Here is a 20,629-nt window from a genome sequence, read left to right as displayed (position 1 = left end):
TGACGTTATCCTGCCAATTCCTGCCCCTAAGCCATTACCCAGGTATCCTTCACACCGCCCCCCTGTGATGAGTTGACCACCAGCGATCCTTCCTTCATGGCGACACGGGTCAGCCCCCCTGGAATGACATGCGGCTTGCGGTCCGCACCCATCAGCACAAATGCCCGCAGGTCAATATGGCGCGGAGTCATGCGGCCTCCGGAAAGCACCGGTGCTCTCGACAGCGACATTATGGGCTGGGCGATATAGCGGGCCGGATCGGCAAGGATTTTGAGCCGGAACTCCGCCAGCTCGTCTTTGGAGGCCTCGCTGCCGATCAGCATGCCATACCCGCCGGATAACGAGGTTTCTTTAACTACCATTTCTTTCAGATGATCCAGCACATACTGGCGTTCCATCGTCCTGGACAACAGATAGGTGGGGACATTCCCCAGGATAGGTTCTTCGTTCAGATAATACCGGATCATATCCGGGACGTATACGTACATCGCTTTATCATCGGCAACACCGGTTCCCGGTGCATTGGCTATGGCAATATTTCCTGCCCGGTAGGCATTCATCAACCCGGCCACTCCCAGGAGTGAATTCGGCTGAAACGCCAGCGGATCTAAGAAATCATCATCCAATCTGCGGTACAATACATCCACGCGCCGCATCCCGTTCATTTCCTTTAGATACACCTTGTGGTCCTGGGCAACCAAGTCCCGGCCTTCTACCAGATGGATTCCCATTTGCTGGGCCAGAAACGCATGTTCATAGTAAGCAGAGTTATATTCACCCGGAGTCAGCAGGGCAATCACCGGGTCCTTCGTCCGGGACGGGGATAGGCTGCGCAATACAGAGAGGAACCGGTTCAGGCTGTGATCCACATCCCGGATAGAGCTGGCCAAAGACAATTCGGGAAACAGCTGGTTCATCAGGGATCTGCCTTTAAATAGGTAGGAAAACCCTGAAGGAGTCCGCAAATTGTCCTCTAGCACATAATATTCCCCGTCGTGATGACGGATCAGGTCAATCCCCGAGGTCGTGACGTAAGCGCCGCCGGGCACCCGCAAGCCGGACATCTCCGGACGGAAATAGCAATTGGAGATGATCATGCGGCGCGGCACAATGCCGTCTTTGACGATGTATTGCTCATGATAGATATCGTGAATGAACAGATTCAAGGCTGTAATCCGCTGAACAATCCCGGCTTCCAGCCGCTCCCATTCCCCTTTGGGGATAATCCGCGGAATCATATCAAAGGGAATCGTACGCTCCATAGGATGATCCTGTGCAGGATTGTACAGTGTAAAGGTAATTCCCTCTTCCATCATCCGACGCTGCATCATTTTCTGTTTGAGCTGCAGCTCTTCGGGGCTCATCCCGGAAAACATGCGGTTCACATGTTTGTAATGCGGCCGGATACTCCGTTCCTCAGCATACATTTCATCGTAAAAATGTTGCAGCGGATACGGAGACAGTCCGGGCAGAGGATCAAGTTTGGACATGAGCCCGACTCCTTTCGGATCAATATGGTATGTGATGTTTGTTGACAGAGTATTGCATAATTTAGAAATTAACATACGAAAATATTAAAATATACATTCATAATACGTAAATGACATCATACATGTCAATATATATAACAGAGGAATGGAGTTAATTATCCATCTTATAGTCTTGAAATCGCTTCCTTTCTCGGAAAGTGTTGATCAAGGATATGTATATGAGGAATACATAGAATTGTATGCGGGAGAGATGACAAGCAGTACTGTTATGAATTTTTCATATATTGAATTTTTATAGTGTTTTTCACGAAAAAGAGCGGCCGATGCTTCTATCTAAAGAGGCACGGCCGCTCTTGGCGTCTAAGATTCCTATGGTTTGGTTAAAAAGCCCTGGCTCTATTCCTGCTTTTCGTTATCCTCTTCCGCGGAAATCATACCGGCGAAAAGAGCATGGACGAACTGGGTGGAGTCAAACGGCTGCAAATCCTCCATCTTCTCGCCTAAGCCGACGAGCTTCACCGGAAGATTCATTTCCTGACGGATGGCAACGACAATCCCGCCTTTGGCCGTGCCGTCCAGCTTGGTCAGCACCAGGCCGGTGACACCGCTTTTTTCACCAAAAAGCTTGGCCTGGGTCAATGCATTCTGACCCGTGGTGGCATCCAGCACCATCAGCACCTCATGCGGTGCGCTGGGAATCTCGCGCTGAATGACGCGGAAGATTTTGTTAAGCTCTTCCATGAGATTGCTTTTGTTCTGCAGTCTGCCTGCGGTGTCGCAGATGAGCACATCGACATTCCGCTGCTTGGCAGCCTGCACGGCATCGAACATCACAGCAGCCGGGTCAGAACCAGCCTGCTGCTTGATGACATCCACACCCGCACGCTGACCCCAGACTTCCAATTGCTCTATGGCCCCCGCCCGGAAGGTATCGCCTGCGGCGAGCAGAACCTTTTTGCCCTCTTGTTTGTAGCGGTGCGCCAGCTTGCCGATGGTAGTCGTCTTGCCGACACCGTTTACCCCGACGAAAAGGATGACAGTAATGCCGTCCGGGTTCTCCCTAAGGCTATTGTCATCGTCACCGCGCAGCAGCTCCATCAGCTTCCGGGACAGAATGGGCTGCAGCTCGGATGCATCCTCGATACGCTTCTGCCTCACTTCTGCTCTCAGTTCCTCAACGAGAGTCATCACAGTATTTACACCGACATCCGCGCCGATCAGAATCTCTTCCAATTCCTCATAGAACTCTTCATCTATCTTCTTGCGGCGGGAGATCAGGTCGGATACCTTCTCCACAAACCCCTTGCGTGTCTTTTCCAGACCGTCGCGGAATTGTTTCGTTACGCTCTCCGTTTTGCCGGAGATGCTTTCTTTTAATTTTCGGAAAAAGCTCATAGTGTTCCTCCTAAAAGTTTTGTGGGCATAACCAGCTTCGAAGCCATTGGACTAAGCAATCTCCGCTTCCTCATCCTCCAGTTTAACCGACACCAGCTTGGATACGCCGCCTTCTTCCATCGTAACACCATAGAGCACATCCGCTTCTTCCATGGTTCCCTTGCGGTGGGTGACAACAATAAACTGTGTCTGCTCCGAGAATTCGCGCAGATACTGGGCAAAGCGCACCACATTGGCTTCATCGAGGGCAGCTTCGACCTCATCCAGTACGCAGAACGGCACCGGCTTGACCTGCAGGATGGCGAACAGCAGCGCCATGGCTGTAAGTGCCCGCTCTCCACCGGATAGAAGCTGCAGATTTTGCAGTTTTTTGCCGGGAGGCTGGGCGACAATATCAATCCCTGTGTCCAGCATATGCTCAGGGTCCAGCAGCATCAGATCGGCCCGTCCGCCGCCGAACAGCTTGGTGAATACGGTGCCGAATTCACGGCGGATGGCGTCAAAGGTTATCTTAAACCGTTTGGACATTTCCTCTTCCATCTCACGGATAACGTGGTACAGCGTGGTTTTAGCTTCCACCAGGTCATCCTTCTGGCCGCTCAGGAAAGTAAACCGCTCATGCACGCGCTGATACTCCTCAATCGCTCCCAGATTCACCTCACCCAGTGAAGAAATGCTGCGTTTGAGACGCTGCACCTCCATCTGGGCGGCAGGCACATCCTCAGGCACCGCATAACGCTGCTTCGCCAGCTCATAGCTGAGCTCATAGTCGTCGCTCAGCTTGCGCAGAATATTGTCCAGCTCCACATCGAGCCGCCCTACGGCTACTTCTGTGGAGCGCAGCTTGTCGTCAACGGATTTGAGCGCCTGGCGCTGATCCTTGGTTTCGCCTTCGGCCAGTTCCAGCTTGCGTGTCAACGCCGCACGGTCGGCACGGGCCAGGTCCAGCTTTGCCGCTGTCTCTTCTTTTTTCAGACGATAGCTGTTCAGGTCTTCTTTCTGCTTCACAGCTTCCTTCGTGTTTTCTTCCAGATCCTTCTCTATCGTGATCAGCAGACTGCGGCTCTGGCGCAGCTCTTTATCCTGCGAACCCGCATCCTGTCTCATGCGCCGCACCTGCTCTTCCAGAGAGAAAATCTCCTGGTCCAGCTTGCCCTCTGTGACCTTCATCCCGGTCAGCTTGCTCTGCAGCTCTTCCTTAGCCGACTCATTCGCCTTGCGCGCAGATTCAGCACTCCGGATCGCCTCATGGGCTTCTTTCTCTTCCTTCTCCAGCCGTTCAAGCTCAGCAGCCGCCTGCTTGCGGCTCTCCTCCAGCGCCCGGACCTCGCTCTCGAACCCGCTGCGCTCGGCACCGGCTCCGTCGACCTGCTCCTGCACATGGCGAAGCTCTTGCTCCAGCTGCTTCAGATCACCGGAGACACGCTGCTCCTCCAGACGCTTCTCATCACCGTTATGGCGCAGTTCCTCCAGCTTCCGTGAAGCATTCTCCTGCTCCTCCCGCAGCCGGCTGATGCCCTGCTTCAGCTTCGCGATCTGCCGCTCGCTCTCCTCAATCTCGCTGAACAACTGGTCCAGCTGACGTTTGCGGCTTAACAGGCTGTTGTTCTTCTTATGCTGGCTTCCCCCGGTCATGGAACCGCCCGCATTGACAACGTCACCCTCCAATGTCACCACTCTATACCGGTACTGGCACTTGGCAGCAATGCGGTTCGCCTGTTCCAGGCTCTCTGCGATAACCACATTTCCCAGGAGACTGCCGACTATACTTGCATATTTGTCTTCGAAACCCACCAGCTCAGATCCGATTCCGACAAATCCGTCCGCACCTTCCACCATACTGCGGTCGCTTCCGCCGATCTGCCGGGCACGGATGACATCGAGCGGCAGAAAGGTTGCACGTCCCAGCTGACGCTGTTTCAGAAAGCTAATCGCTTGCCGGGACACCGCCTCGTTATCCATTACCACATGCTGGAGCGAAGCGCCAAGTGCAGTCTCGACAGCCATTTCCAGCTTCTCCGGAACGGAGATCAGCTCAGCGACAGCACCGTGTACGCCACTTAGCTGACCTTTGCGCGCACCCTTCAGCACCTCTTTGACTCCGAGCATAAATCCGTCAAAATCATCCTGCATTTCCTTCATCGTCTCATGCCGGGAAACCTGGGCTTCACGCTTCTGCTCCCATTTGCGGAGTCCGCTCTGTGTCTCCTCCAGCAGCTTCTGCCGTTTGCTGGTTTGCTCGCTCTCCGTGATGTATGCATTGCGGAGCGAACTGATTTCTTTGCCCAGGCTGGAAATTTTATCCTTCAGACCGTTTTGGGCAGAGGTCAATTCCTTCAGCCTCGCGGTCCATTTCCCGCTCTCTTCCTGGCTGCGGCTCATTCTGCGCTCCAGACTTTCTTTCTGCTGGTCCGCATAACGGATTTCATTCCGGGCCTGGGCCATCAGATTCATCAGCTCAAGCAGCGAACTCTTCAGCTGCTCTTCCTTGCTCTGGTTAATGCCTCCGGCTACGCCTTCCAGCCTGGACTCCTCATCCGCAATCTGTGTTCGCAGCTCTTCAAGAGCCAGCCGGGTTTGCTGCAGCTTATGCTCCAGTTCGGCAAGCTCACGCTGTCTGCCCTCGGAACGTTCTCCCACCGATCCAAGCGTAGCCAGCAGCTGCTCCCGGTTGCTCTCCAGATTGCGTCTGCGTTCCTTCAGCAGCTCACCGTAGCCTTCGCTTTTCTCATTAGCTTCACTATAACGCAGCAGCTGCTCCTGCAGCTTCTCTACTTCTTCTTCCAATGCGCGCAGCTCGGCGCGTCCGCTTTCAAGCTTGGCATCATGGGCCGAAACGATTGTGGACAGCTCAAGCTGCTCGTCGCGCAGCACTTCCAGACGGTCATTGCCTTCCTTCCACGCGGTATGTATGCCTTCGATCTGGTGGACATACACAGAGATCTCCAGCTGCTTGAGCTGCTCGCGCAGTTCCTTGTAACGGATCGCCTTCTCGGACTGCTCCTTCAGCGGTCCCACCTGATCCTCCAGCTCACTGATCAGGTCATGAATGCGCAGCAGATTCTGCTCGGTTTCATCGAGCTTGCGTGCCGCATCTCTTTTGCGTGATTTATATTTAACAATCCCTGAGGCTTCTTCAAATATGCCGCGCCGGTCCTCGGAACGGGTACTGAGTATTTCTTCAATCCGGCCTTGTCCAATAATCGAATAAGCCTCGCGCCCGATGCCGGTATCCATGAACAGCTCAGTGATATCCTTCAGACGGCAAGCCTGCTTATTGATTAAGTATTCGCTCTCTCCGCTGCGATGCACACGGCGGGTTACCGTCACCTCGCTGAAATCCAGAGGCAGCGCATGATCCTCGTTATCCAGCGTAAGCGACACTTCCCCGTAGTTCACAGCCTTGCGCGCATCGCTCCCGGCAAAAATAATATCCTCCATCTTGCCGCCGCGCAGCGATTTGGCGCTTTGTTCGCCCAGAACCCAGCGGATACCGTCGGAAATATTGCTTTTGCCGCTGCCGTTCGGACCCACTACGGCTGTAATTCCGCGCACGAATTCCATTTCCGTTTTGTCGGCAAATGATTTAAAGCCAGCTAATTCAATCCGTTTCAAAAACATACCCTCTTATTCACCTCTGCCCCATTATACCATAGCGGTTCACCGCCTAAAATAGCCCTAAACCACCGGACCCCTGGCGGACTTCAGCTCCTGTTTGCCACAAGCGGAAACGGCTTCGCCGTCCTTTTTAAGGATGGTATCGTTACAAAAATCCAGTCTGTATTCCGAAAAAGAGCAGCAAAAGTCTGAGCTCCGCTTGTACGCCGGCTTTCAGACCATTGCTGCTCTCCTCCGCGAGACTAAAAATAAACCCTAAACCTGCAGCCGGCACTTAAGCGCCATCTTCCTTCAGCCGCAAAAGTGCTGCCGCTGCCGCCTGCTGCTCCGCTTCTTTCTTGGAACGTCCACTGCCGCTGCCAAGTGACCGGCCCGCCATATAAACCTCAGAGACGAATTCCCGTTCATGTGCCGGTCCGCGTTCTTCAATAATCCGATATTCCAGCGTACCCATTCCGTGATGCTGAATCAGCTCCTGAAGCTCCGTCTTGAAATCGCTCATCTGCATTTGCAGCTTGCCGTCCGTCTCCACCAGCGGGAATACATGATTATCCAGAAACCGCCGGGCCGTTTCCAGCCCCTGGTCCAGGTAAAGCGCTCCCACAAAGGATTCGAACACATCGGCCAGCAAGGCCGGGCGGGTTCTGCCGCCCGTAAGTTCTTCCCCTTTACCCAGCAGTACGTAACGCCCAAAGCCCAGACTCTCGGCAAATCTGACTAAGGATGGCTCGCATACGATTGCCGCGCGCAGCTTGGTCAGTTCACCTTCAGGTCTGTCCGGAAGCAAATTGTACAAATATTCAGATACCGTCAGCTCCAGAACCGCATCGCCCAGAAATTCCAGGCGCTCGTTGTCCTGATGCTGATTGAACCGGTGTTCATTCACATATGAGGCATGGGTAAAGGCCTGCTTCAGAAGTACAGCATCGTGAAATTGGATTTGAAGTTGGCTTTGTAACTGCTTCAGGTCTCCTTTCACCGCACTGTCTCCCTTACTGATTATATTTTTTGAGAATTACCGTAGCGTTATGTCCTCCGAAGCCAAAAGAATTCGACATAACGATGTTAAGATCTGCTTTGCGCGGAACATTCGGAACATAGTCCAAGTCGCATTCCGGGTCAGGATTGTCCAAATTAATGGTTGGCGCGATCATGCCCTTTTGCAGAGACAATCCGCATATGATGGCTTCCACACCTCCGGCAGCACCAAGCAAGTGGCCTGTCATGGATTTGGTGGAACTGATCGCTACCTTGTAGGCATGATCTCCCAGAGCCTTCTTAACAGCAGAAGTTTCTGACTTGTCGCCTACAGGGGTGGAAGTTCCATGTGCGTTAATGTAATCAATCTCTTCAGGTGCAATTCCGGCATCGCGGATCGCCATCTTAATGCAGCGTGCTGCACCATCCGGGTCCGGCTCTGTCATATGATGGGCATCTGCGCTGAGACCGTAGCCAATCACTTCCGCATAAATCTTGGCACCGCGTTTCTCGGCATGCTCCAGTGATTCAAGAATCAGAATCCCTGCACCTTCGCCCATTACGAATCCGTCACGGTCTATGTCAAACGGACGGCTGGCTTTCTCAGGCTCTTCGTTGTGTGTAGACATCGCTCTCATGGCACAAAAGCCGGCCATTCCGGTAGGACGGATGGTAGCCTCCGAACCGCCACAGATCATCGCATCCGCATCGCCGCGCTGGATCAGGCGGAAGGACTCCCCAATCGAATGGCTTCCTGTTGCACAGGCCGTCACTGTTGTTGTGTTCGGACCTTTGGCACCTAAACTGATCGACAGCTGCCCTGAGCCCATGTTGGCAATCATCATGGGAATGAAGAACGGGCTGACACGTTTGGGGCCTTTCTCCAAAAGGAGATTATGGTTGTCTTCCCATGTGCCCAGTCCTCCAATACCGGAACCGACGGATACTCCGATCCGTTCCGCATCGATACCTTCACCGATCACAAGTCCGCTGTCCTTCAGCGCATCTTCTCCGGCGGCCACGGCAAACTGGACAAAACGGTCCATCTTCCGCGCTTCCTTGCGGCCAAACCGCTCCTCAGGATCAAAGTCTTTGACTGATGCTGCAATTTTGGTAGTGTACTCACTGACATCAAAGGTATCTACCGTTGAGACTCCGGACTTGCCGCTCATCAGATTATCCCAGAACGTATCCAAATCCGTACCCAGCGATGTTATCACGCCCATACCTGTAACAACTACTCTATGACTCAAACGCAATCACCCCATCTGTAGGCTGTATCTTCTTGTAAGAAAACTATATAAACTTAGGTCGCCGCAAGGTCAAACCTTGCGCGATTCAGTTATTTTCCCCGTAAAGGTGCATGTGGCATCCTTTGTTGCTGCTATTGCTCTGTAAAATGAGGAGAAGTCCCGCCCTCTGTAGGAACGGGACTCTCAATCATATGACTCTAGGTATGAGATTGTATGTACTTCACAACTTCACCCACGGTCGTAATCTTCTCTGCATCTTCATCAGAGATTTCCATATCGAATTCATCTTCCAATTCCATAACCAATTCTACTACATCAAGAGAATCAGCACCCAAATCATCTTTGAAAGACGCTTCTAATGTTACCTCAGCTTCATCGGCACCTAAGCGGTCGATGACAATGCGTTTTACACGCTCCAATACATCGGACATCCGGTTCACCTCCTCTTTTGGTATTATACGAGATATGAAGTCAAAATACCATAGAGCTCAAAAAACGCTTTCCGGCCGCCCCAACTCTCTTCCACTGTAAGACTTTACAGCTTTTTCGGCCTTACATGTACATTCCGCCATCCACGTGAAGCGTCTGGCCTGTCATGTAGGCTGCCCCTTCCGAGGCCAGAAATACAACTGTCATGGCAATATCCTCCGGCCGCCCGAGTCTGGCAAGGGGAATCCCCTTCACATACTCACTGCGGACTTCATCGGACAGCTGATGCGTCATTTCGGTATCGATAAATCCTGGCGCAATGCAGTTTACCGTGATTCCCCGTGAAGACAGCTCACGCGCCGCCGACTTGGTCATCCCAATGATGCCTGCTTTGGCAGCAGAATAGTTCAACTGCCCTGCATTCCCGATCACGCCAATAACCGAAGAAATGTTGATAATCCGGCCATAACGCTGCTTCATCATCGGGCGGGTAGCTGATTTCAGACAGTTGAACACACCTTTGAGGTTCGTTTCAATAACCTGGTCGAACTCTTCTTCCTTCATGCGCATGATCAGATTATCACGGGTGATGCCGGCATTATTGACCAGAATGTCAATCTTCCCCCAGGTATCAATAACCTCTTTAACCATACTTTCCGCCTGCTGGCTGTTGCCGACATCGCCCCGGATGGCAATGCCCTCGGAGCCAAGCTCAATGATGCGGGCTACGGTCTCCTGAGCAGCTGCCTCGTTACCGGAATAATTCACAGCTACTTTCACACCATGCTCCGCAAGCTGAAGCGCAATACTGCGGCCGATGCCGCGGGACCCGCCTGTGACGAGAGCGGTCTGGCCTTTTAATGCTGAGAACATCGCTTATCCCCTTTCATCCATTCCACATCGCTTGATTACACCGGGCTTACCAGCCAGCCGCAGCACTTTCAAGACTGTTGATATTGACAACCTTGACGGTCTTGTCAATCTTACGGATCAATCCTGCCAGCACACTGCCGGGTCCAATCTCCACAAAGGTGTCCACTCCGGCGGCAATCAGCCACTCTACACTATCCTGCCACAATACAGGAGAAAATACCTGCTGCATCAAAAGTTCCCGGATTTCACCGGGGTCAGTGACTGCTGTTGCGTTCACATTAACAACTACCGGCACCGAAGGCGTGTTGATGGTTACTTTCCCCAATTCGGCAGCCAGGCGTTCAGCAGCTTCCTTCATTAAGGAAGAATGAAAGGGGCCGCTTACTTCAAGCGGAATGGCCCGTTTGCCGCCAATTTCCTTGATGCGCTGAGCAGCTTCTTCAACACCTGCTTTGGAACCGGAAATTACAATTTGCCCGGGGCAGTTGACGTTGGCAAGTTCTACAGCGTTGCCGGCTTCCGATATGGAACGGCACAGCTCAGCCAGGGCTTCACGCTCTGCGCCAAGCACTGCCGCCATCGCCCCTTGTCCGCCGGGAACCGCTTCTTCCATAAAGCGTCCGCGCAGGCGCACCAGGTTCACTGCATCTTCATAAGCCAAAGCTCCGGCTGCTACCAGCGCGCTGTATTCCCCGAGGCTGTGTCCCGCAACATAATCAGGATTCACGCCGTGTTGACGAATGGCCTCAAGGTAAGCCGCACTGGTTGTTACAAGCGCGGGCTGTGTATTCAATGTCTGCTTCAGTTCACTGTCCGGCCCCTCGAAAATAAGGCGGCTAAGCGGAAAACCAAGCACTTCATCACCCTTTTCGAATACCGCACGGCTGTGCGGAAGAGCATCATACACATCCTTACCCATACCCACTGCCTGTGCACCCTGGCCGGGAAAAACAAATGCAATTTTACCCATATGTCTGAACTCCTTCTCGTTGAACGGCTGGGACGTCAGCCTGATTCGGCTGTCCTGAAGCCACTTCCTTCTATAATATATAGGTTCTGCTGACTACCAGATCAGGACAGAAGCCCCCCAAGTAAGTCCGCCGCCAAAACCGACCATCAGCAAGGTGTCGCCTTCCTTGATCCGGCCTTCTTCCGCAGCTTCAACCAGCGCAAGCGGAATCGACGCCGCAGATGTGTTTGCGTATTTGTCAACATTGATTACGCATTTCTCAGGCGGCAAATCCAGACGCTGCATCGCGGATTGAATGATGCGGACGTTCGCCTGATGCGGAACGAACAGATCAATGTTCTCTTTGCCGAGTCCCGCTTTGGTAAGAACGCGCTCTGTAGCCGTGCCCATAACCCGGACCGCGAATTTGAAAACCTCACGGCCGTTCATATAGAGGAAATGCTTCTTATCTTCAATGGTCTGATGGGAGGCCGGCAGACGTGAGCCGCCTGCTTCTATATTCAGCAGACTGCCGCCAGAGCCTTCCGCGCCGAGATCGAAGGACTGAAAGCCTCTTCCTTCAGGAACCTCGCCGATAATAACGGCACCGGCGCCATCACCGAACAATACGCAGGTGTTGCGGTCAGTATAATCCGTAATGCGCGACAAGGTGTCCGCTCCGATAACCAGAGCATTGTTGTACATACCGTTCTGGATAAAGCCGGTTGCCGTCGCCAGACTGTATACGAACCCGGAGCAGGCTGCCGACAAGTCAAATGCCGCTGCGCCTTTTGCTCCCAGCTTGTCCTGCAGAATGCACGCTGTTGATGGGACAGTGCTATCCGGTGTAACAGTCGCTACAATAATAAGCTCCAAATCTTCAGCCTTCATGCCTGCTGAATCCAGCGCCTTGAGCGCGGCTTCATAAGCCAGATCAGAGGTGGCTTCATGCGGGGCGGCAATATGCCGTTCCCGGATGCCTGTCCGGCTGACAATCCATTCATCATTGGTTTCGACCATTTTCTCCAGATCGCTGTTGGTTAATATTTGTTCAGGCACATATTTTCCTGTTCCGATAATTCCTACCGGCCGCAATTGTTGTTTCATGTCTTCACTCACTTCCCGCTGATTTCCTTCGATATGCTGGCTACCAAATCCGCTTGCAAGGCAATCCGGGCCTGTCTGACCGCATTCTTCACCGCATTGCCGTCAGAAGAGCCATGCCCTTTCACTACCAGCCCGCTCAGGCCTAGCAACGGAGCACCGCCATGCTCCTTGTAATCCATTTTACCCTTGAGGCCTCTAAGCTCCGGCATGAGGATAGCCGCACCCAGCTTCGTCTTGAGCGACTTGCTGAATTGTTCCTTGAGCAAAGAGAACATCGCACCCGCTGTACCTTCCAGCGTCTTCAATAGTATATTCCCGGCAAAACCGTCGCAGACAAGCACATCGCACCCGCCCGTGAGGACATCGCGCGCTTCCACATTGCCGACAAAATGAATGCCCTGCAGCGCTTCAAGCAGCGGGTAAGTTTCCTTGGTCAGCTCATTGCCTTTGCCCGGCTCAGTGCCCACATTCAGCAGACCCACGCGCGGCTTCGCAATGCCATGAACCTGGCTGCGGTAGATGCTGCCCATCAGCGCATATTGCACCAGGTGCTGCGGCTTGGCGTCCATGTTCGCGCCCAGATCCAGCGCCAGGACACCCACCTCATCCAGCGTTGGGATCATGGGGGCAAGGGCAGGGCGTTCGATCCCCTGCATTCTCCCCACGACCAGCAGCCCCGTAGTCATTAGGGCTCCGGTGTTCCCGGACGAAATCATGGCATCCGCTTCACCTTCGCGTACCATGCGCCCGGCAACCACCATCGACGAATCCTTTTTGCGGCGGACCGCATTTACCGGCTCTTCATCCGAACCGATGACATCCCCCGCGTGACGAACGGTCACGTTGGCCGGTTTATTTATCAGCAGCGGCTCCAGTCTGGCTTCATCCCCTACGAGCACTATCTGCGTATCACTCCACTCTGCAGCTGCGGACAAAGCACCCTCTACATTGCATTCAGGAGCGTTGTCCCCGCCCATTGCATCAATGGCGATCAGCACTGCGGTTTCCCCCTTCGCTGTATTCTTCAATTGCGGACCGGTACACTATGAAATGGCCCTGAAAAACCAATTCTTCACCGACATAGGTAAACACGTCCACCTCGGCTTTGCCGTTCCGGCCCGCCAGCGAACGCACCTGCGCTTTGGCAATACATTTCTCGCCTAACCGCACCATGCGGACAAACCGGATATCGGCGGAAGCCGTCAGGGCAATCTCGTCATTGATAATGGCAACCGCCAGTGAATTGGCTTGGGCGAACACATAATGTCCACGTGCGATCCCGTTTCTGGAGAATACATGCTCCTCACGAATTTCGAATATGGAAATCCCGCTGCGGTCCAGCTGCAGGTCAACAATATCACCGACTACTTCATCTGCGGGCAAGGAACGCACCTGATCATAGGAGTGCTCCGCCATCTGCTTCATCCGCTCACGCAGTTCGGGAATCCCCAGCTCCATCCGGTCCAGCCGGATTGTCTGTATGCTTACTTTGAGCTGCCGGGTCAGTTCCCGGTCAGTCACAAAGGGATTGCCATCTATTATCTGCAGCAGCTGCTGCTGACGCTCTTTCTTGGACATCCGCTCTATGGCGGCTCACCTCCTGGCACATGCCAAGCTGAAACGGCTTCAACGCCCTTGAAAAGGACGGTATCCGTTTCTGCGATAAATATAAGGGGAATTATAGAGTAAACCCTGTGCATCCTTATATTTCGGAAAAAAGCATTCGGCCCTGGAAATGGCCGCTGTCGTCATAGCTGTAAGATTCTAAAATATTAGAACCAGGTACTAATATGTAGTATAAAGCATGCCGCGCCAAAAATAAAGCGTTGACTTCCAAGCAGGCCTGTGGAGCTATCCTTTTTGGGCAAGCAGCCCGCGCTGCGCTTGACTTCATCGGCTGATGTCCGGTACCGGGACGGGTATTTTTCACTAAGCAAAAACGGTGGCACCTGCACCTTGAGATGGCGGCATCAATCTCAGCGGTAAACTTATATTTTCAAAAAAAATAGCACCTCACCAGCAGATGAAGTGCTACTTTTGTTATCAAACTATTGTTTGATGATTTCTCTAGCTTTGTAAGTTCCGCAAACTTTGCATACGTGGTGAGCCAGTTTCAGCTCTCCGCATTGTTCGCATTTCACCATGCCCGGCACCACCAGTTTGAAGTGGGTGCGGCGTTTGTCACGGCGTGTTTTGGACGTTCTCCGTTGAGGTACTGCCATTTGTGTTACACCTCCTGATTCTGTTGTAACCCGTTATCACTCGGGATTTGTTCTTAGTCATCTTGCTTGGTAAAGAATCCTTTCAACGCAGCAAGTCGAGGATCGATCACTGTGTTGTCGCAACTGCAGGTGCCTTCGTTCAAATTTTGTCCGCATGTCTGACAAAGACCAAGACAGTCTGCCTTGCACAATACCGAATCCGGCAAGTGCAGTACGAAGTTTTCTTCCACAAACGGGACAAGATCCACAATCTCATCCTCGATGTAGATGAGTTCCTCATCTTCATCTTCGGGAAGAAGCGGCTGCTTAAGCCATTTGAAAGTCTCAGCAAAAGGAATATTCAATTTACTGTTAACCTCACTCAGGCAACGTGCACATAACATATCCACATTCCCGTTCAATTTTCCCACCACGTTCACACAATCGGCGTCCGCGGGCAGCGCTTTAAGGTCCACTGAGAGCGGTGCAACAGCAAGTATATCCTTTCGCCCTTTGACAAGCTCGCTGACATCCAGCGTTTCGTGAATGTGCAGAGGCTCGTCGGCATTAGCTAATTTGCGAAAGTGAATCTTCATCATCATCACTCCAAACAAACAAAATTTATTATACCTATTATTACCGAACTTTGTCAACCATTTTCCCTTTATATTGTTTCAGTGTTCCGGACAATTTATGATATAGCTAAAAGGATTTCTTAAAGTCCAGAATCGGAGTGAAGCTACATTGACTACGGTCGGCATTATTGCAGAGTACAACCCTTTACATAACGGGCATGTGCACCACTTCACAGAGGCCAGGAGGCTGTCCGGCGCGGACCGCTCGATTGTCATCATGAGCGGTCCGTTCACCCAGCGCGGCGAACCGACGGCGGTGAGCAAGCAGGCCCGCACGGAGATGGCGCTGCATATGGGCGCCGATGTCGTGATCGAGCTGCCGGTCGCGTATGCCGTCCAGCCGGCGGAGTGGTTTGCCTTCGGAGCAGTAGCACTGCTGGAAGCGACCGGGGTCGTGGACAGCCTGTGCTTCGGCTCCGAAGCAGGGACTTTGATCGCGCTGCAGCCGATGGCCGAATTCCTGGCCGATGAGAGCAGCGCGCTGCAGGGCGAGATCCGCCGCCGCATGGCGCTGGGGGCGAGCTTCCCGCCGCGTACAGCGCAGCTGCGGCGTCAGCCTGGGAAGCGTCTCTTCCGGAAGCGGAGAGACGCCCGGATGCCGCCGGGCTGTTGCGCCAGCCGAACAACAGCCTCGGCCTGCACTACCTGATCGCGCTGCGGCGGCTCGGCAGCAAGATCAGGCCGCTTACCGCGCCACGCACCGGCGCAGGCTTTCACGACCCGCTGCAGAGCGGGTCGCCGATTGCCAGCGCTACGGCCATCCGCCGGCTGCTGTCCGAGGGCGGATCACCAGCGGCGTACATGCCGGAGTATAGCATGTCCATCCTGGAAAGGGAGCATGCGGCAGGCCGAGGTCCGCTGAATCTGGAAAGCTTCCGGATTCCACTGCGCCACCTGCTCGCCACCCGGACAGCCGCCGAGCTTCACAGCCTGCAGGATATGAACGAAGGCCTGGAAAACCGTCTGCTCCGGGTTTTGCCAACTCTCCCGCACTTTACGGTGTCCGGGTTGCTGGAAGCACTGAAAAGCAAGCGCTATACCCACACCAGGCTGCAGCGTCTGCTGATCCATGCTTTGCTGAATCACAGCAAACAGGAAATGGCGCCAGCCGTGCTTGCTCAGGGTCCGGGCTACATCAGGGTTCTAGGCTTCCGGGAAAGCGGACGGGAGCTGCTGAAGCAGATGAAGCACAGCGCCGCGTGGCCTGTCTTGACCAGTCCGGCACAGTTCTCTCATCCTATGCTGGAAAGAGATCTGCAAGCAGCGGCAGCCTATGCGGGAGCATTCCGCAATCCCTCGCGTGCTGATCTGTACCGGGACTATTTGGAGCCGCCCGTCAGGATTTGACCGGCAGCTCCTGCATATATTTGAGCGCTTCGGCAAGGGTTGAGACCGGGATAAGCTTCATGTCCGTGCCTATTTGATCAGCCTTAGCCTTGGCTTCCTCATAATTTTTGACAGGGACGAAAAAAATCTCCGCCCCTTTCTTGTCCGCTGCAACAATTTTATGCTTGACGCCGCCAATTGCGCCTACGTTGCCATCGGCCTCAATAGTGCCTGTACCTGCAACGCGGTGGCCTTTGGTCAGATCACCTGGGGTTAATTGATTGATTATCTCCATGGTGAACATCAGCCCGGCAGAAGGACCGCCGACATCCGTATCCACAAAGCTTACCGTTTTCCCTTCCACTTCGGGCTTAACCTTCTGCACGGCTCCAATCACAACCCCGAGGCCCGGCTTCACCGCCCCCGTCTCCTGATTTTTGACCTCTACCAGCTTAACCTCTTCCTTCACTTCCTTGCCTTCCCGCTGCAGCAGGACAGCTACCGGGTCACCTATCTTCCTGCGGGACAAAAGCGCGGATAACGCATCCGGATCAGGGATCGTCTGTCCCTCTACACTGATAATTTTGTCGCCCGGGCTGAACTGCTCACGGTTGCCGGTTGCAGGTACCGAGAATACATACAAATAGTCCACAACATCTTTATAAGGAATATTAGCAGCATGATAAGCTGCCTGTACGGCAAAGGACTGCGAGCTGTTCATATAGTATACTTGCTCGGCTGCATACTCCTGTTCTGTCTTATTCCCCAGACGCGTTTCCTTGCGGACCACCTCCGAATTCGAATTGAATACAGAGGCTACGAGAAGCGCAACATTCGCATAGCTGGCAGAAACCGTAGTCATCATAAAGGTGCCTTTTTCATCCTTATCTGCGTTCTGAACGTGAATCATCGGCGCAACCTCGGAGGCGCTCCCCGGCTGATAAACGATATAAGGTGTATTCATAAATACCGCAACATAAAGAATCACCACAAATGTGAACAAGTAGGCGGTAGCGCGGAATCCTACCCGGCGTTTTTGTTGCCTCACTGCTTTTCCCTTCTTTCCCACAGCACTTGGCTATCCATTGGAATCCCTTGGGCCAAGGCATGACGGTTGTCTTCTCTGCATAAATTGATAACAGTCCTTAGCCCATGTCCTAAGCTATGAAGAGGTGAAGCTCAAAATGAATAACATTAAAATACACCGGTTAACCTCAGGTGCCGCTCCATTTGTCGGCGGAGCTGCAGCCATCCTGCTGGCCGCCGCAATCGTGTCCGCACCGGAGTCCTCCTTCGCAGCCTCATTGCAGGGCCTCAAGCTCTGGTGGAACCTTGTTTTCCCGGCCCTGCTGCCCTTTCTGATTCTCTCGGAAATGTTAGCGGCCTCGGGGGTAGTCCACAGCCTTGGTGTCCTGCTGGAGCCGCTGATGAAACGGATCTTCCGTCTGCCGGGCGCCGGCGGCTGGACGCTAGTCCTTGGAATGACTGCCGGTTTTCCCGCCGGTGCAGGCGCTGTTCAGCAGCTGCACAAGCAGGGCAGCATTACGGATAAGGAAGCCGGCAGGCTGGCTTCACTCGCACATTATGCCAGCCCGGTCACCTTGCTGATCGTCGTGGGTGCAGCTTTTCTGCACAGTCCGGCGTCAGGCTATGCGCTCTTGGCCATACACTGGCTTGCCGGGCTGTCCGCAGGTTATACCTCTGCTCGGATTGGAGGCCGCTCCAGGATAGAGGCACCGCCTCAACTTGCTGAAGGGGACGGCAAAAAGGCCTCCCTGCCAAGACGTCTCTACCGGGCAGCTGTGGAGGCCCGTGAACAGGATGGGCGCAGCTTCGGCAGACTGCTTGGCGAGTCCGTAAGTTCCGCTGTCCAGAACCTGATGATTGTCGGTGGTTATATGATCATTTTTGCAGTTGTCATCAATATAACGGCTTCCATGTTCCCACAGCTTCCACAGGCACTGGCAGCCAGCGTGCTGGAGATTCACCTTGGGGCTCATGCGCTTAGCGCCGGAACATCGGGGCTATCTTCCTTCAGTTCCGGAGACCTCCTTAGAGCGGCCTTGCTGTCGGCTGCCCTCGGGTGGAGCGGTATATGCGGGCAGCTCCAAGCGCTGACTCTGCTTAAGCAGGCCGGCGTGCGTTTTTTGCCCTACGCTGCCAACCGGCTGCTGCAGGGAATCTATGCTTTCTTGTTCACTCTCTTGTTATGGAAGCCGCTTTTGAATCTTCAATCAGCTGTATTGCCTGCTGCCGCAGTACCGAAAGATCAACTGCTGCCAGGTATTGCAGCCCCCGAAACGGTCTGGGGCTTTTGGCCTCAGGCACTGGGCTTGCAAATCCTGATCCTGCTCTTATTATTAGCCCTATCCGCAGTTGTTTATGTTATGGCTTCACTCCGCCGTCCATCCGCTTGAACTTGTGCTTCATTGCCAGTTCGACTTCGGGTGTCACAAAATCGGAGACGTTCCCGCCAAAATGTGCAATCTCCTTCACTACACTGGAACTAAGATAGGAGTACTTCGGATTGGTCATCATAAATATGGTTTCCGCATCGGGGTCCAGATTATGGTTAATCGAGGCATTCTGCAGTTCATATTCAAAATCGGTCACTGTCCGGATCCCGCGGACGATGACCTGGGCATCCTTTTGCCGGACATAGTTGACCAGCAGATCGCGGAAGCTGTCCACTTCCACATTAGGAATGTCCTGAGTGGCTTGCCGAAGCAAATCCGTCCGTTCTTCAACGGAGAATAACGGATTTTTACTTAAGTTGTTAAGAACGGCAACAATCAGTCTGTCGAACTGTTTTGCTGCGCGCTGAATAATATCCATATGTCCCATCGTCACCGGATCAAAAGTACCCGGATAGATAGCGACACGTTCTTTTCTAATCTGCAGACTCATCATTACCCTCCTTGGCATTCCCTGCTTCTTCTTGGGAAGATGCCTCATACTTATAAATAGACACTGCCGTCTCGCCGTATACGGCTTGCCGTGTTCTCCGGAATCCCGGAATAACCTCCGGATACGCATAGCTGGATTCATGCTCCAGCACAACCACAGCATCCTCACGGAGCAGTCCCTTTTGAACCATGGCCAGCATCAGCTCGTTCCCGTGCTTAAGCCTGTATGGAGGATCAAGGAAAACCAGATCAAAGGAACGCCCCCTTTTCTCCAGCGCACTAAGCGCTCTTCCGGCATCATTGCGGTACACCTCTGCCTGCGCTTCGACCTTGGCTGCCTTCAGATTCGCACGCACCGTATCAATGCTCTTTTGCTCCATATCCACAAAAACAGCCTGATCCATCCCCCTGCTCAAGGCTTCAATACCAAGCCCTCCTGTCCCGGCGAACAAATCCAGTGCGGCTCCTCCGTCAAAATACGGGCCGATCATACTGAACATCGCTTCCTTGACCTTATCAGTAGTGGGTCTTGTCCCGGTGCCCGGAACACTCTTCAGAGGCCTCCCCTTTGCACTTCCCGATACAACTCTCACCGCTCATTCACCTGCTCTTATGTCTCTGTTTATTATGCCGTTCAAGGCACAAGTCCAAGCCTATCGTACCACAATTGTCTATCGAAATAAAAAGATGTCTGTCTGTGTCAAAATAAAGAATAACAGATTTTTTCCAGCTTCGCGTGTATAAGATTGGGCATTCAGGGACATCATGTAACTATCGACATCACAAAAATGTCGTAGACAACCGCGGAGCAGGCTTACGTTTCCCCATAAGCTCTTCGTCCGGTTTCTCCTCTCCCATGAAAGAGGCTCCCGAAAGGGAGCCTCGATTTTTATATGCAAACCCTTATTATACGGGTTTGTCTTATGTGACATAAGAAATGGCACCCTCCCCAATCCGGAAAGACAGCTTAAATGGCGGGAACCACTTAATAAAGAAAAGCCCGGCAACTGACTGTGCCGGACTGAGCAATCTATTTTATCCGTTTAATCTGAGCTTCCTGCTCGATAGACCGTGCCGACAGCAGTTCAATGATCCGGTGCTGATTCTCCAAAATGGATTCAATTTTGATTACACGTTCGTTCGTTTCCAGCACAGCACGTTTGATCAATTCCTGCTCTTCTATCATTATTTTCTGGTCCTGCTTCATAATCTGCTGCTCTGCTTCAATCCGGTCTAAGCGTACATTGACAGTTTCTAATTCTTCCTTAATAGTGGATACCTCCACTTTAATGGAAGTTACATCTTCTCTTACAGAGGATACCTCCGCTTTAACGGAAGATACTTCTTCCTTAACAGAGGATACTTCTTCCTTAATAGGGATTAGTTCTTCCCGTATAACAGTCCGCAACACTTGCACCAGATCATTATCCATGTGCTCCGCTCCTTCAAACTTAATACATAGATTGTAC

The 20,629-nt window shown here is 53.0% G+C and carries 18 protein-coding genes and 1 pseudogene; 2 read left to right on the top strand and 17 right to left on the bottom strand.

Features of this window, described 5'->3' with window-relative positions; all coding sequences use genetic code 11:
* Positions 1 to 26 precede the first annotated feature (26 nt).
* From JI735_RS23535 to JI735_RS23475, 13 genes are all read right to left on the bottom strand, one after another.
* Positions 27 to 1,490 carry a circularly permuted type 2 ATP-grasp protein gene (locus JI735_RS23535; protein WP_039839029.1) on the bottom strand — a complete coding sequence of 488 codons (1,464 nt, stop codon included), beginning with the start codon at positions 1,488 to 1,490 and terminating at the stop codon, positions 27 to 29.
* Positions 1,491 to 1,886: 396 nt separating this feature from the next.
* Positions 1,887 to 2,885, bottom strand: coding sequence for a signal recognition particle-docking protein FtsY (gene ftsY, locus JI735_RS23530; RefSeq protein WP_020433353.1), 999 nt, complete (start codon positions 2,883 to 2,885; stop codon positions 1,887 to 1,889).
* Between the two features lie 51 nt (positions 2,886 to 2,936).
* Positions 2,937 to 6,506, bottom strand: a complete 3,570-nt coding sequence (smc, locus tag JI735_RS23525) for a chromosome segregation protein SMC (protein ID WP_039839030.1) — start codon at positions 6,504 to 6,506, stop codon at positions 2,937 to 2,939.
* A gap of 271 nt (positions 6,507 to 6,777) precedes the next feature.
* On the bottom strand, positions 6,778 to 7,482 hold the full coding sequence (gene rnc, locus JI735_RS23520; RefSeq protein ID WP_039839031.1) for a ribonuclease III: 705 nt from the start codon (positions 7,480 to 7,482) through the stop codon (positions 6,778 to 6,780).
* A 13-nt stretch (positions 7,483 to 7,495) separates the two neighbouring features.
* The gene (gene fabF, locus JI735_RS23515) at positions 7,496 to 8,734 is read right to left on the bottom strand and encodes a beta-ketoacyl-ACP synthase II (protein WP_083886946.1); all 1,239 of its coding nucleotides are present in this window, start codon (positions 8,732 to 8,734) and stop codon (positions 7,496 to 7,498) included.
* Between the two features lie 197 nt (positions 8,735 to 8,931).
* On the bottom strand, positions 8,932 to 9,165 hold the full coding sequence (locus JI735_RS23510; RefSeq protein ID WP_019911228.1) for an acyl carrier protein: 234 nt from the start codon (positions 9,163 to 9,165) through the stop codon (positions 8,932 to 8,934).
* 121 nt (positions 9,166 to 9,286) lie between these two features.
* Positions 9,287 to 10,036, bottom strand: a complete 750-nt coding sequence (gene fabG / locus JI735_RS23505; protein ID WP_039839033.1) for a 3-oxoacyl-[acyl-carrier-protein] reductase — start codon at positions 10,034 to 10,036, stop codon at positions 9,287 to 9,289.
* 46 nt (positions 10,037 to 10,082) lie between these two features.
* Positions 10,083 to 11,006 carry an ACP S-malonyltransferase gene (gene fabD, locus JI735_RS23500; RefSeq protein WP_039839034.1) on the bottom strand — a complete coding sequence of 308 codons (924 nt, stop codon included), beginning with the start codon at positions 11,004 to 11,006 and terminating at the stop codon, positions 10,083 to 10,085.
* A 93-nt stretch (positions 11,007 to 11,099) separates the two neighbouring features.
* Positions 11,100 to 12,092, bottom strand: coding sequence for a beta-ketoacyl-ACP synthase III (locus JI735_RS23495; RefSeq protein ID WP_167330851.1), 993 nt, complete (start codon positions 12,090 to 12,092; stop codon positions 11,100 to 11,102).
* A gap of 8 nt (positions 12,093 to 12,100) precedes the next feature.
* Positions 12,101 to 13,090 carry a phosphate acyltransferase PlsX gene (gene plsX / locus JI735_RS23490; RefSeq protein ID WP_039839038.1) on the bottom strand — a complete coding sequence of 330 codons (990 nt, stop codon included), beginning with the start codon at positions 13,088 to 13,090 and terminating at the stop codon, positions 12,101 to 12,103.
* On the bottom strand, positions 13,074 to 13,670 hold the full coding sequence (fapR, locus tag JI735_RS23485; protein ID WP_060863198.1) for a transcription factor FapR: 597 nt from the start codon (positions 13,668 to 13,670) through the stop codon (positions 13,074 to 13,076). The genes plsX and fapR overlap by 17 nt, the downstream gene beginning before the upstream one ends.
* A gap of 470 nt (positions 13,671 to 14,140) precedes the next feature.
* Entirely contained in the window at positions 14,141 to 14,314 is a 174-nt protein-coding gene (gene rpmF, locus JI735_RS23480) for a 50S ribosomal protein L32 (protein ID WP_019911234.1), read from the bottom strand.
* A gap of 53 nt (positions 14,315 to 14,367) precedes the next feature.
* Positions 14,368 to 14,895, bottom strand: coding sequence for a YceD family protein (locus JI735_RS23475; RefSeq protein WP_325175539.1), 528 nt, complete (start codon positions 14,893 to 14,895; stop codon positions 14,368 to 14,370).
* Positions 14,896 to 15,037: 142 nt separating this feature from the next.
* Between JI735_RS23475 and JI735_RS37960 the strand changes: the two are divergent.
* A pseudogene (locus JI735_RS37960) lies at positions 15,038 to 16,275 on the top strand (tRNA(Met) cytidine acetate ligase).
* Here JI735_RS37960 and JI735_RS23465 read toward each other — a convergent pair.
* On the bottom strand, positions 16,265 to 17,302 hold the full coding sequence (locus tag JI735_RS23465) for a SepM family pheromone-processing serine protease (RefSeq protein WP_039839046.1): 1,038 nt from the start codon (positions 17,300 to 17,302) through the stop codon (positions 16,265 to 16,267). The pseudogene JI735_RS37960 and the gene JI735_RS23465 overlap by 11 nt on opposite strands.
* A gap of 136 nt (positions 17,303 to 17,438) precedes the next feature.
* Between JI735_RS23465 and JI735_RS23460 the strand changes: the two genes are divergently transcribed.
* Positions 17,439 to 18,671 (top strand): nucleoside recognition domain-containing protein, encoded by a 1,233-nt coding sequence (locus JI735_RS23460; RefSeq protein ID WP_202676485.1) that lies wholly within the window; start codon positions 17,439 to 17,441, stop codon positions 18,669 to 18,671.
* Here the strand turns inward: JI735_RS23460 and coaD are convergent.
* From coaD to JI735_RS36205, 3 genes are all read right to left on the bottom strand, one after another.
* The gene (gene coaD, locus JI735_RS23455) at positions 18,640 to 19,161 is read right to left on the bottom strand and encodes a pantetheine-phosphate adenylyltransferase (protein ID WP_020433328.1); all 522 of its coding nucleotides are present in this window, start codon (positions 19,159 to 19,161) and stop codon (positions 18,640 to 18,642) included. The genes JI735_RS23460 and coaD overlap by 32 nt on opposite strands.
* Positions 19,145 to 19,753, bottom strand: coding sequence for a 16S rRNA (guanine(966)-N(2))-methyltransferase RsmD (gene rsmD, locus JI735_RS23450; protein WP_039839052.1), 609 nt, complete (start codon positions 19,751 to 19,753; stop codon positions 19,145 to 19,147). Before rsmD ends, coaD begins: the two co-directional genes overlap by 17 nt.
* A gap of 437 nt (positions 19,754 to 20,190) precedes the next feature.
* Positions 20,191 to 20,592: a DUF1664 domain-containing protein gene (locus JI735_RS36205; RefSeq protein WP_233476025.1), complete on the bottom strand. Its 402-nt coding sequence runs from the start codon at positions 20,590 to 20,592 to the stop codon at positions 20,191 to 20,193.
* Positions 20,593 to 20,629: the final 37 nt, after the last annotated feature.

The organism is Paenibacillus sonchi, from assembly GCF_016772475.1.
Taxonomy (GTDB): Bacteria; Bacillota; Bacilli; order Paenibacillales; family Paenibacillaceae; genus Paenibacillus_AQ; species Paenibacillus_AQ sonchi.
The sequence above is the reverse complement of the archived record's forward strand: the minus strand, read 5'-3'. Positions and strand labels throughout refer to the sequence as shown.